Source organism: Ktedonobacteraceae bacterium (genome assembly GCA_035653615.1).
Lineage (GTDB): Bacteria > Chloroflexota > Ktedonobacteria > Ktedonobacterales > Ktedonobacteraceae > DASRBN01.
Genome location: DASRBN010000005.1, coordinates 40,247 through 56,142 on the forward strand (window position 1 = coordinate 40,247; position 15,896 = coordinate 56,142).

Genomic DNA, 15,896 nt, shown 5'->3' on the forward strand with positions numbered 1-15,896 from the left:
CTTAGCGAAAGGACGTGAATGTGACCCGCCTGCGTGTTGGTCCGCTGGTACGTGCTACCGGCCCGGATCATGTTGCAATCTGGACAGAATGGACCCAGCCTACCGGCATTGTTTTGCGAGCAACCCCCGATGCTCATTCCCCCTACCAACACCAGGAAATACCCTTTGTTCGTTCGCATACCATCACTGTTGGCGGGCGACATTACGCAATCTCTCGATTAACCGGTCTACAGGCCGCTACATGGTACACGTATGAGATTACCTCCACGATACAGGATATGCAACAAATCTCACCACCTGAGCCAGAATCCGCTACTTCAATACTTCAATGTTTTCGCACGTTTGACCCTCCCGAAGCTGGTAGCGCTCTGCGGCTTGCCTATGGTTCCTGTCGCAAGCTATCGTCGTCTGAACCCGATGCTCTAAGCGCTTTCGGGTCCTGGTTGTCGCGTTCCTTCCACGAACGAGAAACTCTATGGCCCCACCTCTTACTACTCATCGGCGATCAGATTTATGCCGATGACTACACAGGCAGGCGCAAACGCACGCGACCTCTTCCCTCAAATGCCGGCCAGGAGAAATCAGGACGGGCGGGAGCCCAATCGTTCGCTGAATTTGCGGACCTCTATGAAACAACATGGACATGTGATGCCGGCATACGGCAGGTACTCGCCGCATTGCCCATCTACATGATCTTCGACGATCACGAAATTACCAATGGCTGGAATATCTGGCCCGGATGGCGATCACTTGCCCTGCAACACGGCCTCGAACAAATGCTTGTCGACGGGCTGGTTGCTTATTGGGTCTACCAGGGATGGGGTAATGTTTGCATGCAAAGTCCTGAGAGCTATCCCTTGCTCGCCATTATGCACAAAGCAACACAGAGCGGTCAGGATGCGCTTGAAGACCTGAGAGCATACATGCGCCGCGCACTTTATCAAGATATTCATCTCCACTGGCATTATGCCATTCAAACAAATCCCCCCATCTTTGTCGCCGATGTGCGTGCAGATCGACCGGCATCACTCAGTGCGGCAGACGATCATAGCGAACCCGCGCATATTATGAGCCAGGAACAAATGAAAGAACTTCACGCCTGGATGCAGCAGCACGATTCTACTCCTGTCCTGCTGGTCTCTTCGGTACCTGTATTATTAACGCCATTCATCGGCTTCGCGGAATACCTGATGGGCGTTCGTCCGCTTCATAACGCTCATTCTGCCACTATACGCGGCCTGGGACGCTATCTTGCCCGCATACAACAAAAGATTTCCTTACGCATGAGCTTTGACCACTGGCCGGTCTTTGCCGCCACATGGCGCGAATTCGTCAAACTGCTGCAAACCCGCCAGCATGATATCATCGTTCTATCCGGTGATGTCCACTTCTCCTACTCAATGGCAGCCTATCGCGGATTTTCCCGCTTCCGCAAACGTGCAACGTTCTACCAGTTAGTTGCCAGCCCGTTCAGCAACACCTTAGAAAGCCGCGATAAACGGCTGGTAGCCGGTCAGGCCTGGATAAAGCGCTTCATCTATGGCGGATTGCACGTGCGTATGCTGCCTCTCTATCATCCCAAAACAACAAAACACCTATCTCACGACCTGCTCTTCCAAAATACCGTCGCGCTTGTGACATTCCAGGTATCCCCCTCAGAGCGCGGGTTGGGCTTCCAACAGGTCTATCTTGGCATCAAAGACGGAATACTACAGGCAGTTGCCACGAATGGAGTTGAAACATGAAACAATACGGTAGCCAGAGTATGATTGCGCCCTTACGAAAAGTGCTTGTAAAGCGTCCAGAGGAATCCTTCGCCGTGGATGACCCCGCCGCCTGGCACTATACGGCGCGTCCAGACCTATCTGCAGCCAGGCAGGAGCACGATAACCTTGTTGCTTTGCTGCGACAGGCCGGCGCCGAGGTCATATACCATGATGAACCCCAGCCCGGTCGCGCCGACGCCATCTTCGTCTTTGATCCCGCTCTGGTGACCGATCAAGGCGCCATCATCCTCTCCATGGGCAAGCCCCAGCGTCGTGGAGAAGAGGCCGCGATGGCACACTGCTTTGAACAACTCGGTATTCCGGTACTCTATACCCTGCACGGTGAGGCGCGCGCCGAAGGTGGAGACCTGCTCTGGCTCGACCATGATACATTGGCGGTCGGCCTGGGATTCCGCACAAACGCCGCGGGTCTTGACCAGCTGCGAGAAGCCTTGCACGCGATAGGCGTGCGCGTGCTTCCCGTCGAACTCCCTTACTACACCGGGCCAGAAGCCTGCCTGCACTTGCTCTCGCTCATCAGTATCGTCGATCACAACGTGGCCGTCGTTTATCCCCCGCTGCTCGCCGTCCCATTCTGGCAAGAACTCAAGCGGCGAGGCTTCAAACTCATAGAAGTGCCCGAGGCTGAATTCGCTACCATGGCTCCCAACGTACTCGCGCTCGCCCCTGGTCGCTGCCTGATGCTGGAAGGGAATCCCATCACTCGCCAGCGCCTTCAAGACGCCGGCTGCGACGTAATAACCTACCGTGGCAACGAGATTTCCCTGAAAGCCGAAGGCGGAGCAACTTGCCTTACCCGCCCAATCCTGCGGGAATATGACTGATTCCTTTTGGGGTGATAGTCACAAGACGCTTGCGAGCAAGCTCGTCAGGGGTCCAGAGGCGCTTGTCTTCCCTGGAGAATGGTCAGGAAGAAAGCTTAAATGAGCTGGCAAAAGCAACCGCTTCCTCCTCGCTCATGTCCTTGCCGGCATTATGAGCCGCATCCCAATGCTCTGCATCCACCCGATCCTGGATAGAGAGCATCACCTGTTGAATAAAGTTGTTATTCTTTATCCAGGGCGTAAAACCCGTTTTGCTTTGACGACCCTCCGCCGCACCCCATAACCGCGCGGCTTGCAGGCTGGCCGATTCTGGGTCTGGCAGCCCACGCAATCCAACCGCGAAACCTAACCACCCAAGTGCCGTAGTAATAAACTGTTTGTGCTCCAGTTCATGGCTGATCTGGATACTCTTAATCAGTTTGTCAATCGACTCATCGTATTTACACTCCAGCAGCACCAGCCCACCCTGGTCCTTCAGCAGGTCAGCAATCGCACTCCTGTCACCCTCCTGCTCGAATAATTCGAGGGCTTGAGTATGCAGTAACCGCATTTGCTCAAAGTCACCCAGGAAAGCTGCCACCGTTCCTAAATAAAAGAGGAATTGGCCGCGCCACCATCTATCTCCTGTCGGAGAGAGCAGCTGCAACCCTTGTGTGAATACCTCGTGCCCCATCTCGTATTCGGCCATAGCCAGAGTCGGCCATCCGCGGTGAAGCAAGGCTGCCGCCAGGCCCCGCGAATCATCCAGTTGCTGCCACAGAGCAATGCTTTCCTCCGCCAGTTCTGCTGCCCGGGGCTGATCGTTTTGCAAACTCGTCAAGCGCGACATCTCGCTCAGTGCTTTAGCACGCGCGGCAAGCACGTTTGGATCGAGCATACCCCGTTCAGCAGTTTCCAGCGCATCTTGCAACTCTCTGCGGCTTTCATCCAGGTAGCCCCTCCATTCCCAGAAAGGTCGTAATGCTGCTGCCAGGCGCAGGCATAGCTCAACGGCGTACATCTCCATTTCAAAAGAAACTCCCGGCACTCTTCTTTCCCCTCCGGTAATCTCTTTCCCTGCGCTCCCTGTGCGGGCTCTAACCGGAGAAAAGATCTGTATCTTTTTTCCCTCCCTCGCCTTTTGCAGCGACCATTCCAGTGCCGCCTGGAAGTTATCGCGCTCGACCGCCAACCGTTTCAGCCATTCAAACTGTTGCCGGCCTCGCAAGCCAATCTCGCCGGCCTCCGCTAACCCCAGATAATAGCAAGCGTGCCAATCGCGCAGCCGCTCAATCTCCCCCTGTTCTATGAGCTGCTCAACAGCATATTCTCTCAATGTTTCCAGCATAGTAAAGCGCGCCTGCTCAATTGACTGTTGCACCAGCAGGCAGTTGTTTACCAATTGTTCGATCATCACCAATGCGGAATCTGAGGTCAGGGCATATCCATGTCCTGCCGGTATATCTCGCATCAAAGCCTCAGCCGCCTCCAACGACCAGCCGCCATTAAATACTCCAAACCGGCAAAACCACATCTTCTCGCTCGGCGAAAGTAAATTGTAACTCCAGATGATAGTGTTGCGCATCGTTTGATGCCTGTCGGGCAAGTCCCTGGCCCCGCCTACGAGCACAGGAAGCATTTTCTCCCCCAGCTTTTCCAGCAGCTTTGTTGGCCCCAACACCTTCATATGTGCGGCAGCTAGCTCCAGCGCCAATGGCAGACCATCAAGCCTCGCGCAAATTTGCGCGATAGCAGCGGCATTTTGCGCGCTCAAAGTAAAACTCGGCTCCCTCGCCTTTGCCCTTGCCACGAACATCTGGATCGCCCCATACTTCTCCAGCAACGTCGCTTCCATAGTTGTCCCAGCGGCAGGGAGATTCAGGGGCGGCACGTTGAAGATATGCTCCCCACTCAACTGCAAGATAACCCGGCTGGTAATCACTATCTTCAGCCCTGGAGCAGTTGCCAACAACTTACTGACGATAGTGGCTCCTTCAGCCAGCTGCTCGAAATTGTCCAGCACCAGCAGCAACCGTCTGCTATGCAAATAGTTCGTCAGGCTCCCTAAAGGAGAAGAATCCGGTGTAAGCCGGATGTTCAAAGCCTGCAGGATGCTCATCGGTACCTGGGCCGGATTGTGTACAGCCGCCAGTTCCACAAACCAGACACCATCATCGAATGTATCGATCAGTGCGTTCGCCACGGAAAGTGCCAGCCGCGTTTTCCCACTTCCACCCGGCCCAATCATTGTCACCAGCCGCACACTGTCCTGTAGCACGAGCTGCCGGAGTTCTTCCACTGCCTGGTCGCGACCGATGAGCGGCGTGACCTGCGTCGCCAAATTATGGCGAGCAGAGCGCATAAAAGTACTCGAGTTGTTGGAAAGGGCAGGCCTGGCAGTTTCAGTCGTCAGTTCGCTTAAAGGGTGGCTGCGCCATTCACTCTCACTAAAGATGTTTGGCTCGGCCCCCACAAGGTGAAGTAATTCGAGCGCCTCTTCACGCGTGGCGATTGCCTGCCATTTTGCTAGTATGAGGATAACCTTTTTTACTTCCTGCTTCGTCAAATAGGCTTTGGTCGTACCATGTAATTTGCGGTTCAATACTTTATGGTTCAGTCCAAGTTCTTGGGCCAGGTTTTTTTGCGAAAAGCCGCCCTGCCGGAGATATCCTTGTACTCTTCCGGCGAAAGTCACGCTACCCGGTTCTATTACGCTACTCATATTTTGCTCCTGCCAGTTTACTTTATGCCCTTTAATACCTGAGTAGACAATGAGTAGACGATGCGTTACCAAATCCCTCGTATTTCTGCCGGAGTACAGTATACTTGGAACGACGAGGTAAAATCAAGAGAAGGTTGGGAAAAGGATATGGTGAGCAATAACTATCACTATACGCCGTTTCTCAATTCCTGAACTCAAGTCCTTGACGTGAGATGGACTGCTCTTAGCAAAACTACCTCCAGATTATGCGGGACCGGGGGGGCCCGCATACTTTCTTTTTTGGCTCACTTTCATACACTGAAACAGCCCTCTTTTCAAACCTCGACTTCGATCCCCTTGCCCAGCTCTTGTGCCTTTCTATAAACATAGAGTGCTGTAGCGACATCCTGCACAGCCACCCCCACGGATTTAAAGAACGTAATCTCATCCTCTGAGCTTCGTCCTACCTGCTTCCCCGTCACTAAATCACCCAGTTCAATCCAGCTCTCCGGCCCAGGAATCAGACCGGCGGCAAGCGGTTGCAGTAGATCGCCTGCCTCGCTGAGTGCAGCTTCTCGCAGGTCAACCACGATGCGCGCCTGTGCCAGCATCTCGCCATCCACCTCGCGCATCTCAGGCGTAAACGCGCCTATCGCGTTGATGTGCGTTCCCTTTCCCACTTCTTGCCGCTGGAAAAGTGGCTCAGTAGAGGCCGTCGCGCATGCTACCAGGGTCGCGCCCTCCAGCGCTTCACGCGAAGAGCCTGCTCGCACTACAGGCGGGCAGGCCGGGCCGAGCAGCGATTGTAGCCTGCTTTGTAGGTGCAAGAAATGTTCGTCGCTGCGATTAACAACGCGCACCTCGCGCAAAGGACGCACCGCGGAAATTGCCATCACCTGCGTGGTCGCCTGTGTGCCCGCGCCAAAAAGCGCCAGAATGTTAGCATCCCGCCGTGCCAGCAAATCGGTTGCCAGCCCGGAGACTGCCCCGGTGCGCATGGCAGTCAGCCAGTTACCCTCCATAATCGCCAGCGTCTGGCCGGTTGCCGCATCCAGCAGCAAGACTGTAGCACAGAGGCGTGGCAAATTCCGAAGCGGATTGCGCGGCATAACCGTAATTATCTTTAGACCGAAAGCCTGCTCTCGCACAGTTTGTAATAAAGAGGGCATCAGCAACGCCAGACCTTCTTCCGCAAGGTCGATTGCCTGGCGTTGTGGAGCCTGAGCGGAACCTGTACTCAATGCGCGAAATGCGACTCGCATCGCATCGATGACTTCCGTCATATCCAGGCATTGTTCCATATCAGCGCGCGAAAGTATCAGAGCCATAAGAATGCTCCCTGTTTCCTAAAGCCGTTACCATCATAGGCGCGAATCGTTTGGCAATACAAACAATATGATAAATAAAACCGTCTCGCAAGAGTAACAACAAAAGATTCCTATCTTCCCTAATCCTGTTCAGTATGATATCCTGCATGCGACTAGAGAAGGCATTCTAACGAATCTGGAGGTTCAATTCTTGAAAGTTGTAGTTACAGGAGGAGCAGGCTTTATTGGCTCCCATCTTTGCACTCGTCTCTTACAAGAAGGACATAGCGTCCTTTGTGTTGATAATCTCATCACCGGTTCAAAATCCAATATCCAGCCCTTGCTCGAAAACCCGCAATTTCGTTTTCTGTTGCAAGATGTGACCCAACCCTTTGCCTTTGAAGCCGATGCTATTTTTCACCTCGCCAGTCCGGCCAGCCCGGTTGGCTACCTGGAAAATCCCATTGCCACCATCCTCGTCAACAGTCAGGGTACATACCAGATGCTGGAACAGGCCCGCAAGCAAAACGCCATGTTCCTGTTCTCCTCAACCTCTGAAGCATATGGAGACCCGCTTGTACATCCCCAGACAGAAGATTACTGGGGCAATGTCAATCCGGTTGGGCCGCGTGCCTGCTATGACGAGAGCAAGCGCCTCGGCGAGACGTTGACCATGGAATATGTCAGGCAATATCATGTCGATGCTCGCATCGTCCGTATCTTTAATACCTATGGCCCTAATAGTCAGGCCAATGATGGCCGTATGATACCGAATTTCATCACCCAGGCATTGCAAGACAAACCGCTCACTATTTATGGCGACGGTACCAAAACCCGCAGCATCTGCTATGTAAGCGATCTGGTCGAGGGCCTTCTACTGGCCATGTTCAAGCCTCACACCACAGGCGAACTATTTAACCTTGGCAATACAGAAGAGCATACTGTCTATGAATATGCCCAGACGATTATCCGCCTGTGCGAAGCCTCGTCGGAAATTATCTACGAACCTGCGCGCGTGGATGACCCTGAGCGCCGCCGCCCCGATATCTCAAAAGCCGAACGCGTGCTCGGCTGGCATTTCAAAGTCGGCATGGAAGAGGGCTTGCGTCGTACCATCGAATGGTTCAGCAGCCAGCGAACCTTTTTAACAACGGTCTTGTAGTTTCAATCCCTGCACGTGAGGAGTCTCGCTGCTGCCGCGTCCCTATGGGTGGTCCGTGGGGATAGTGCCTGCCCGCCTGGGGGCCATTATATGCGAAAAGGTAAGAGCAAGTGCAAAATGAAATAGAAAATAAGATCCATGAATATTCCCGGTACCGGTGGCATCGATAGAGCCACTCGTCCTTTAGCATCTACCAGAACCGGCATAACATTCGACGGGTTCCGGCAGTATATCACAACATCAAATCTGATCGGTTTGATAGGGGCCCTTCTTGCAATCTTTCTCTTGCTCGCTCCGCCTGCTCCCTGGAATATCCGTTTACCGCTCTATCTTGTCGTCCTGGGCTGGACTATCCTGCGCCCGCGAACAGCGCTCTACCTTCTACCGCTAGCCATACCCTGGGGCTCGCTCGACTACATCACCCTGGCCGGACTGCGCGTCGATAGCGCGGACATTCTCGTTGCATTCCTGGCTGCCGGCTGGCTCCTGAGTTATGCACTCCCCTCATATATGGCAGGGCCGCGGGATCGCACGCTTTCACATATTCCGGCGTATCTTGTGCTGGCAACCCTGGCCCTGCTCAGCGTAATGTTTCTTTCTGTCACTGTCGCATTAAATAAAAGTGACAGTCTGAAAGAGATCAGCAAATGGCTGGAATTTCTCCTACTCCTGGTGATAGGAGCGCAATATATTCGCACCCGCCGCCAGCTCTGGACGATGATCATTTTCATCTGCCTTGCAGCCATCTCGCAGGCCTTTTATGGCTATATTCAGTACCTGTACAATATCGGGCCAGAAGCGTTTGTGCGCGATGCCAGCCTGCGTGTCTACGGCACATTCGATCAGCCCAACCCTTTCGCGGGCTATATTAACATGCCCTTGAGCATCGTCCTGGCCGTGGCATTACTGGGTCGTGGTCGGCTGACTCGCATCCTCGCCGGAACCGCCACCATCCTGCTGGGCATCGTCGTCTACCTGACGCAATCGCGTGGCGGAGAAATGGCGCTTGCCACCGCCCTCGTCTTTATCATACTGGTCGGTATGCCTCAGATACGCACCCTCATGCGAGTTGGAATTCTTGCTATCTTTGCCTTTGTAGAAGCATTACTGGCCGGCTTCATTCCTCTCACCATCTTCAATCCAATCTTGCACATCCTCGGACTCGTGCAAATATCTTTGACGCAGCCAACTGCTCAGGATTATTCCACAGCGGAACGACTGGCGCATTGGATCGCAGGCCTGCACATGTACTTTGCTCATCCCATCCTCGGCGTCGGCATTGGCAACTATCCGGATGCCTATCCACAGTACTTTATTACTATCTTCACCAATTCTCTGGGCCATGCTCATAACTATTACATCAATATCGCTGCTGAAACCGGTTCAATAGGATTGATCGTCTATATCCTTTTCTTGCTCGCGATCTTCATCGCTGCGGGAGGGGTAGTTCGTAATATATCTAGAAAGTACGCCCTGGCAAAAGCTCATGCGCCCGAGGCCCGGCCCGCAATTGAGGCCCCGCTGGGAACCCGTAATAAGCTGGTCTTACTCTTGCATCCCGTCAGAATGATGCAACATTACCGGCGGCAAAATCGTTTTAAAATTGTCAGCCAGCTCGCGAACGATAGAGCCTTAGCTATTGGCCTCTTCGCCGCTCTTCTGACGGTTTGCGTACATAACATCGTTGATGATCTCTATGTTCATAGTTTAACAAGTTTAATTGCGTTACTACTCATCGCACTTATCCGTCTAGAGAGAGTAACGTCCGCCCCAATGGATTAAGCGGCAATGGAGGTTTTTTTTGATTACGTCTGATAAGAGTAGTGCATCTGAACAAAATCAGCCCGAAGATATAGAGGAAAAAAAGTCCGAACTTCTCCAGTCACAAGAGGCAGGCGGCGATCCGGAAATCACACGCGATCAGTTATCGCTGGGGAAGCGACTGTTGAACTGGCGTACAATCATCCCACTGGTTATCGTCATCGCTTCTCTCGTGTATGTTGTACATAAGGAAAACATTGATCCCCAGCAAACCTGGGATACAGTACGCTCGGCCAACCTTCTCTTCTACTTAGTAGCCTTTTTTGTCTACTACCTCTCGTTTCCCATCAGAACCGTGCGCTGGAGAATGCTGCTGGTAAATGCCGGCTTTACGCGTGCAAATGGCATTAAATTACCCGGCTTCTTCAAGCTTTTAGAGATCATTTATCTATCCTTCTTTGCCAATGTAGTTGTCCCTGCAAGGTTGGGTGAATTATATCGTGCCTATCTCTTACGGCAAGAGGCCGGAGTATCGGCAACACGCACATTTGGCACCGTATTGGCGGAACGCCTGCTTGATTTTATCGTCCTGCTGCTCCTCTTCATCCCGGCGGCCATCATCAGCCTGCACGAAAACATACCCACACAACTGCGCTTTGGATTGTATGCCACGCTGGCGCTGGTAATGGTCGGCATTGTAAGTTTGATCGCGCTGCGCCTGTTTCGTTCCCATATCGGAAGAATCGTGCCGGAGCGCTTCCATGGGCACTACAACCACTTCCAGGAGGGGACGCTCGGCTCATTTAAACGCGTACCCGCCCTGACAGGATTGACCATCACTGTATGGTCGTTCGAAGCGCTGCGTTTCTTCTTTGTCGCGCTGTCACTGCACCTGTTTAATGGCAATATTGGGCAGATCTTTGTCGCCTCGCTCTTCATCGCCCTTGGTGAGTCATTGCTCACCATCGTGCCTTTCACTGCCGGCGGCGTCGGACTGGTCGAAGGCGGCATGCTTGCCATGATCGCCCTCTTCCATCCCAACACCTTGAGCCTTGCCGCCGCGGCCATACTGCTTGATCGCTCAATTAGCCTCTTCAGCATCCTGATCTTTGGCTTCATCCTCTTCATGGTCGCCTTTGGTAGGCAAACAGCCAGGCAAAAGAAGCGGATCAACCAGAGCATAACTGTGCAAAAAGAACCAGCAGTTGCTCAAAAATAGCGTCAATCATACAAAGCCGCTATTGCCTGCGCAGTAGCGGCTATTTTTTCGCGCACCTGCCTGGGACTAAGCACCCTGGCATCCGATCCCAATGAAAGCGCATATGAAACCGCCTCTTCCAGCGATTCCATATTCACATGCACCACCACACTTCCATCTGGCTCTTCATCCAATACGCTGTAGTCACCACGCAAAGCGGAACGCGCAGGGGCTTGAACGCGCAGCTTTAAAACAACCGGCTGCATCTGCTCTTCAATATGCCTGCGGGCCTCCTGCCAGTAAATTCGCAGGTCGAAATCCGCCCGTCGCTCCATCTTCTCCTCGCACACTTTCAAGTCTTCGATGAAACTCACGCGGTACGTATGAAAATCCTGGCAGCCATGACAAAAGCCCACAAAATACCAGATGCCCGTGCGCGCGTGTCGGCGCGACAACCCCTTGTAAACCAGCCCATAAGGATCGACTCGCATCCATTCCAATGATGAAGGTTGGCACGGCTGCGGATAGAGCACCTGCAGCCGGCAAGAACCAAGTATCGCCAGGCGTATCTCCTCGAGATAGACGGCAGAAGATGTCGAACTCTCATACCAGGCGGACGTATCAAACAGAATCCGTTCCCTGGCCGCCTTTACATCGACACGATACTCTTCAGGCAGCGCCGCCTCCAATTTTAAAAGCGCGCGTTGCAATCCGTCATCATCAGCAAAGAGGCTGTAATTTCCGGCCATATCTGCGCTCAGTACCAGTGAAACCGCCTCTTCACGCGTGAAAATTGCCGACTCGAAATGGTAGTCGTCGGGCAGATAGTAGCCGCCGCCCGGCCCATAGTCCATCGACACCGGCACATGCGCTAGCGATAGCGTATCTACATCGCGATAAATGGTGCGGGTTGAGACCCCCAGAATTTCGGCGAGGCGCCTGGCAGTCATTTTGCCCCGCGCATGGAGTAGCAAGGTAATAGCCATCAACCGTTCAGACTTTTGCATATGCACATTAGCCTTGTAATTACAAAAATGACCCTACACGCAATTTCTTAGCGAGGCCAGGAAAACCCAGAAAAGACTGACAACCAGTTGTCACTCATTATACTATATACTGCCATCACCTACAGATATTCTTAGCCATAGAATCTCCCGAAAGGAAAACGGTGTGACTCCTTCAACTAAGGACAATCCTACTACATCTATGTCTACTAATTCTTGGAAAGCCAACTTGCGCATTTATATGCGTATCATCGCCCTGCTGCGACCCCACTGGCTCTACTCAACAGGTTCTGTTGTCTGCCTGGGCCTTGCAACCGGCTTTGGATTGATCGTCCCCTGGTTACTCGCGTGGATCATCGATAGAGGCTTCGCGGATGGACAAATCGGCCCCTTGCTGCTGGCCGCTGGCGCCATACTGGGAACCAGCGCCTTGCGTGGCCTCTTCGCCTATGGCCAGGGCTACCTCTCGCAGGCCGTATCAAGTCTCGTAGGCTATGACCTGCGTGACCAGTTGTATGACCACCTGCAAAGGCTCAGTTTCTCGTTCCATGACGAGTCAGAAACAGGACAGTTGATGTCGCGCCTCACCGTTGATATCGAGGCCGTGCGTAACTTTATCCCGCTCGGTTTGCTGCGCGGTCTGCTGGCAATAGTGACCTTCGGCGCCGTCAGCATCATCCTGTTCCGGCTTGACTGGCGCCTGGCCCTGGTCACAATGCTCTGCGTACCAGTCCTGGCGTTTCTCTCCTTCCAGGTTGCCCGCCGCCTGCGACCAATCTGGCTGGATGTGCAAAACGAAACCGGCGCGTTAGGTACTGTCATGCAGGAAAGCCTCAGCGGTGTGCGAGTCGTCAAAGCCTTCGCGCGTGAAAATTTCGAAATAGCGAAATATGAAAAGAAAAATCTTGAACTACGCGAACTTAATTTGAGCGCTATGCGGCTCTCGGCCTGGAATCAGCCATTAATGGTGCTCGCACTCAATGTCATCACTGTATTGATTGTCTGGATCGGCGGCGTTGCTACCATCGGCCATCAACTCAGCCTCGGCACGCTGGTAGCCGTCACACAATACATTTTTCTGTTGAACACGCCTGTACGCACCTTCGGCTTCATGGTCACCTGGTTCATGCGCGGCCTCTCCGGCGGCACGCGCATCTTCAGCGTCATGGATACTGAACCCGCCATTGTTGATGCTCCAGGCGCGCTGGAACTACAAGATATACAGGGTCACGTACAATTTGAGCATGTCTCTTTCGCCTATGGCAACGGTCGAGAAGTGCTGCACGATATCAATATTGATGCGCAGCCCGGTCAGATCATCGCTATTCTGGGTGCCACAGGCTCTGGGAAAAGTACGATTCTGCACCTGCTGCCCCGCTTTTATGACGTAACCGCCGGCCGTATCCTGGTCGATGGACACGATGTGCGCGAGGTAACGCAGGCCTCCCTGCGCCGCAATATCGGCCTGGTCTTGCAGGACGTCTTCCTTTTCAACGCCACCCTGCGCGACAACATCGCCTTTGGCCGTTTCGATGCCACGGACGAGGAGATCATCGCGGCGGCAAAGATTGCCCGCATCCACGATTTCGCCGCCAGCCTGCCCGATGGCTACGACACCTGGGTCGGCGAGCGCGGCGTCACGCTTTCAGGCGGCCAGAAGCAGCGCGTCGCCATCGCCCGTACCATTCTCCTGAACCCTCGTATCCTCGTCCTCGACGATTCGACCTCCAGCGTCGATATGGAGACCGAGTATCTGATCCAGCAGGCCCTGGATGCCGTCATGCGCGGGCGCACCTCGTTTGTCGTCGCCTCTCGCGTGCGCACCATCAAGCATGCCGACCAGATCATCGTGCTCGAAGCAGGCAGAATCATTGAACGCGGCACCCACGAGACCCTGTTAGCGCAAGGTGGAGCTTATGCCAGATTATACGACTTGCAGCTGCGCGAGCAGGAAGAGTTTGAAGCACGCTTGTTAGCCTCCTCAGAGGATGAGGAACAGCGCGAGGAGGAAGATCAGGGTGCATTTGAACCCGGCGATCTCATACCCCCAACTGAGGAGCGAAGGGAGGTCACGCGATGAAGCTCAAAACCTACACTTCTTACCGTCAAAGCAAATTCTGGCAGGAGAATACGCTCGAAAGGTCAGACGAGAACATCTCAGGCAACTTCGAGTGGAATCTCATCGCGCGCTTCGCCCCATACGTTGCGCGCCACAAACGCGCAACAATCGCCAGCGTCCTCTTAATGCTGGTGTACACGGCGCTCAACCTGGCAAATCCCTACCTGATCGGCGTGGCTATCGACAAATTCATTGGCCACAACGATTTAAGGGGCCTGGCCATCATCGGCATTGTTCTGCTGCTGGTCAATGTTGCCATGTGGCAGGCGCAATACTGGCAGGTCTGGTTTATGTCATGGGCCGGGCAGCAGGTACTCTATCGTCTCAGCTCCGATATGTTCGTGCATCTGCAAAAACTCTCGCTGGGCTTCTATGATCGCACGCAGGTCGGGCGTGTCATGTCGCGCCTGCAAAGCGACATCGATGTGCTGGAGTCGATGCTGAGTTCGGGATTGCTCTCCATGCTTGGCTCGTTGGTAGCGTTGGTCGGCATCATCGCGGCAATGCTGGCGATGAACGCCCTCATGGCATTGCTCGCCTTTACAGTATTGCCCGTCATGATCGGTATCGCCGCCTTCTGGCAGCGTTTTGCCCAACGTTCCTTCCGCCGCACGCGCGCTGCCATCTCCATGGTCAACGCTACCTTGCAGGAGAACATCTCCGGTATGCGCGTGATCCAGAGCCTGGTGCGCGAAGACCGCAACCGCGCGGAATTCGACGAACTCAACTCCTATAACCGCGATACCAATCTCGAAGCCAGCCGTGTTGCCGCGCTCGTGTTGCCGCTCGTCGAAGTCGTAGCAGCTCTGGCAATCGCCCTCACCGTCGTCTACGGTGGCATACAAATAGCGCATGGAGCGCTCACCGTCGGTACGCTCGTCGCTTTCACGCTCTACATCAACCGTTTCTTTGATCCCATTCGTGATATCAGCCAGCAGTACACTCAGTTGCAGCGTGCCGGTGTCGCGGCAGAGCGCATTTTCCAGATTCTGGATATGCCCGTCGAAATTGTAGATAGGCCCGGTGCGCAAGACCTGCCACAGATAAAAGGCGATGTCGAGTTCCGCCACGTCAAATTTGGCTATATTCGTGATTTGCCTGTACTGCATGATCTGAACCTGCACATCAAGGCCGGCCAGACCGTCGCTATTGTAGGACCTACGGGCGCTGGCAAAAGCACCATCGCCGGACTCATAGCCCGTTTCTACGACATACAATCCGGTGCCATCTTGATCGATGGTCACGACATTCGCGACGTAACGCAGCGTTCCCTCCGCAGCCAGATCGGCGTAGTATTGCAGGAGCCATTCCTCTTCACCGGCACCATTCGCGACAACATCCGCTATGGTCGCCTCGAAGCCACCGACCAGGAGGTCATGGAAGCCGCTCAAGCCGTCGGCGTACACGATCTTATCATCCAGCTTCCAGAAGGATACGATACCATTATTCGCGAGCGCGGGCGCAATCTCAGTGTAGGCCAGCGCCAGCTGATTTCATTCGCGCGCGCCCTACTCGCCGACCCGCGCATCCTGATCCTGGATGAAGCCACCGCCAACATCGACACCTTTACCGAGGTGCTGGTGCAGCAGGGCCTGCGCCGTCTCCTCCATGGCCGCACCGCCCTGGTAATCGCGCACCGCCTCTCGACCATCAAAGGCGCGGACAATATCGTCGTACTCCAAAATGGTCGCATCGTTGAGCAGGGCACGCACGCAGAGCTGCTACAACTCGACGGCATGTACGCTTCCTTATACGCCATGGGCTTCCGGCATACAATGAGCGAGACGAAGTGAGGTAAGTCGATTACTGCCTGCCTGTTGTCTGTCCTTGCTTGAAACATCTATCTGATCAGTTTAACTGTTTTAATTGGTGAAAGGTACCGTTGTTTCGCCCATAATCAGCAAGTCGGGACTCAAGAGGGGTGGCAAGTGGGAACGCGGTCAATGCCAATTTTAAGGCTTGTCTTAAGCAGACCCTGACGAGAGGAAACCTCGCCCTTGACGAAGCACTGGAGCCGCATCTGTCGAAAGAAGAGGAATTGGGTGATTCAGATG

Annotated in this window: 10 protein-coding genes; 7 read left to right on the forward strand and 3 right to left on the reverse strand. The window is 54.0% G+C overall.

The annotated features are described in order from the left end of the window. The first annotated feature begins 20 nt into the window (after positions 1 to 20). Positions 21 to 1,745, forward strand: coding sequence for an alkaline phosphatase D family protein (locus VFA09_03485; protein ID HZU66315.1), 1,725 nt, complete (start codon positions 21 to 23; stop codon positions 1,743 to 1,745). Next, the gene (locus VFA09_03490) at positions 1,742 to 2,611 is read left to right on the forward strand and encodes an arginine deiminase family protein (GenBank protein ID HZU66316.1); all 870 of its coding nucleotides are present in this window, start codon (positions 1,742 to 1,744) and stop codon (positions 2,609 to 2,611) included. The genes VFA09_03485 and VFA09_03490 overlap by 4 nt, the downstream gene beginning before the upstream one ends. 82 nt (positions 2,612 to 2,693) lie before the next feature. Here VFA09_03490 and VFA09_03495 read toward each other — a convergent pair whose 3' ends face one another. Further along, positions 2,694 to 5,312 (reverse strand): NB-ARC domain-containing protein, encoded by a 2,619-nt coding sequence (locus VFA09_03495; protein HZU66317.1) that lies wholly within the window; start codon positions 5,310 to 5,312, stop codon positions 2,694 to 2,696. Between the two features lie 314 nt (positions 5,313 to 5,626). Further along, positions 5,627 to 6,619: an ornithine cyclodeaminase family protein gene (locus VFA09_03500; protein HZU66318.1), complete on the reverse strand. Its 993-nt coding sequence runs from the start codon at positions 6,617 to 6,619 to the stop codon at positions 5,627 to 5,629. Positions 6,620 to 6,809: 190 nt separating this feature from the next. Here VFA09_03500 and VFA09_03505 point away from each other — a divergent pair, with 190 nt between their 5' ends. The 3 genes from VFA09_03505 to VFA09_03515 all read left to right on the forward strand — a co-directional run bounded on the left by VFA09_03505 (position 6,810) and on the right by VFA09_03515 (position 10,740). Further along, entirely contained in the window at positions 6,810 to 7,760 is a 951-nt protein-coding gene (locus VFA09_03505) for a UDP-glucuronic acid decarboxylase family protein (protein HZU66319.1), read from the forward strand. A 138-nt stretch (positions 7,761 to 7,898) separates the two neighbouring features. Further along, complete coding sequence (locus tag VFA09_03510) at positions 7,899 to 9,542, forward strand: O-antigen ligase family protein (GenBank protein HZU66320.1); 1,644 nt, start codon at positions 7,899 to 7,901, stop codon at positions 9,540 to 9,542. A gap of 19 nt (positions 9,543 to 9,561) precedes the next feature. After that, positions 9,562 to 10,740, forward strand: coding sequence for a lysylphosphatidylglycerol synthase transmembrane domain-containing protein (locus tag VFA09_03515; protein HZU66321.1), 1,179 nt, complete (start codon positions 9,562 to 9,564; stop codon positions 10,738 to 10,740). A gap of 2 nt (positions 10,741 to 10,742) precedes the next feature. Here VFA09_03515 and VFA09_03520 read toward each other — a convergent pair whose 3' ends face one another. Next, on the reverse strand, positions 10,743 to 11,726 hold the full coding sequence (locus VFA09_03520; protein HZU66322.1) for a YafY family protein: 984 nt from the start codon (positions 11,724 to 11,726) through the stop codon (positions 10,743 to 10,745). 226 nt (positions 11,727 to 11,952) lie between these two features. Between VFA09_03520 and VFA09_03525 the strand changes: the two genes are divergently transcribed. Further along, entirely contained in the window at positions 11,953 to 13,803 is a 1,851-nt protein-coding gene (locus VFA09_03525; GenBank protein ID HZU66323.1) for an ABC transporter ATP-binding protein, read from the forward strand. After that, positions 13,800 to 15,635 carry an ABC transporter ATP-binding protein gene (locus VFA09_03530; protein HZU66324.1) on the forward strand — a complete coding sequence of 612 codons (1,836 nt, stop codon included), beginning with the start codon at positions 13,800 to 13,802 and terminating at the stop codon, positions 15,633 to 15,635. Before VFA09_03525 ends, VFA09_03530 begins: the two co-directional genes overlap by 4 nt. Positions 15,636 to 15,896: the final 261 nt, after the last annotated feature.

Coding starts and splice junctions, on each gene's coding strand:
- VFA09_03490 (HZU66316.1), top strand. CDS start 1,742: ATGAAACAATACGGTAGCCAGAGTATGATTGCGCCCTTACGAAAAGTG.
- VFA09_03495 (HZU66317.1), bottom strand. CDS start 5,312: ATGAGTAGCGTAATAGAACCGGGTAGCGTGACTTTCGCCGGAAGAGTA.
- VFA09_03500 (HZU66318.1), bottom strand. CDS start 6,619: ATGGCTCTGATACTTTCGCGCGCTGATATGGAACAATGCCTGGATATG.
- VFA09_03510 (HZU66320.1), top strand. CDS start 7,899: ATGAATATTCCCGGTACCGGTGGCATCGATAGAGCCACTCGTCCTTTA.
- VFA09_03520 (HZU66322.1), bottom strand. CDS start 11,726: ATGCAAAAGTCTGAACGGTTGATGGCTATTACCTTGCTACTCCATGCG.
- VFA09_03530 (HZU66324.1), top strand. CDS start 13,800: ATGAAGCTCAAAACCTACACTTCTTACCGTCAAAGCAAATTCTGGCAG.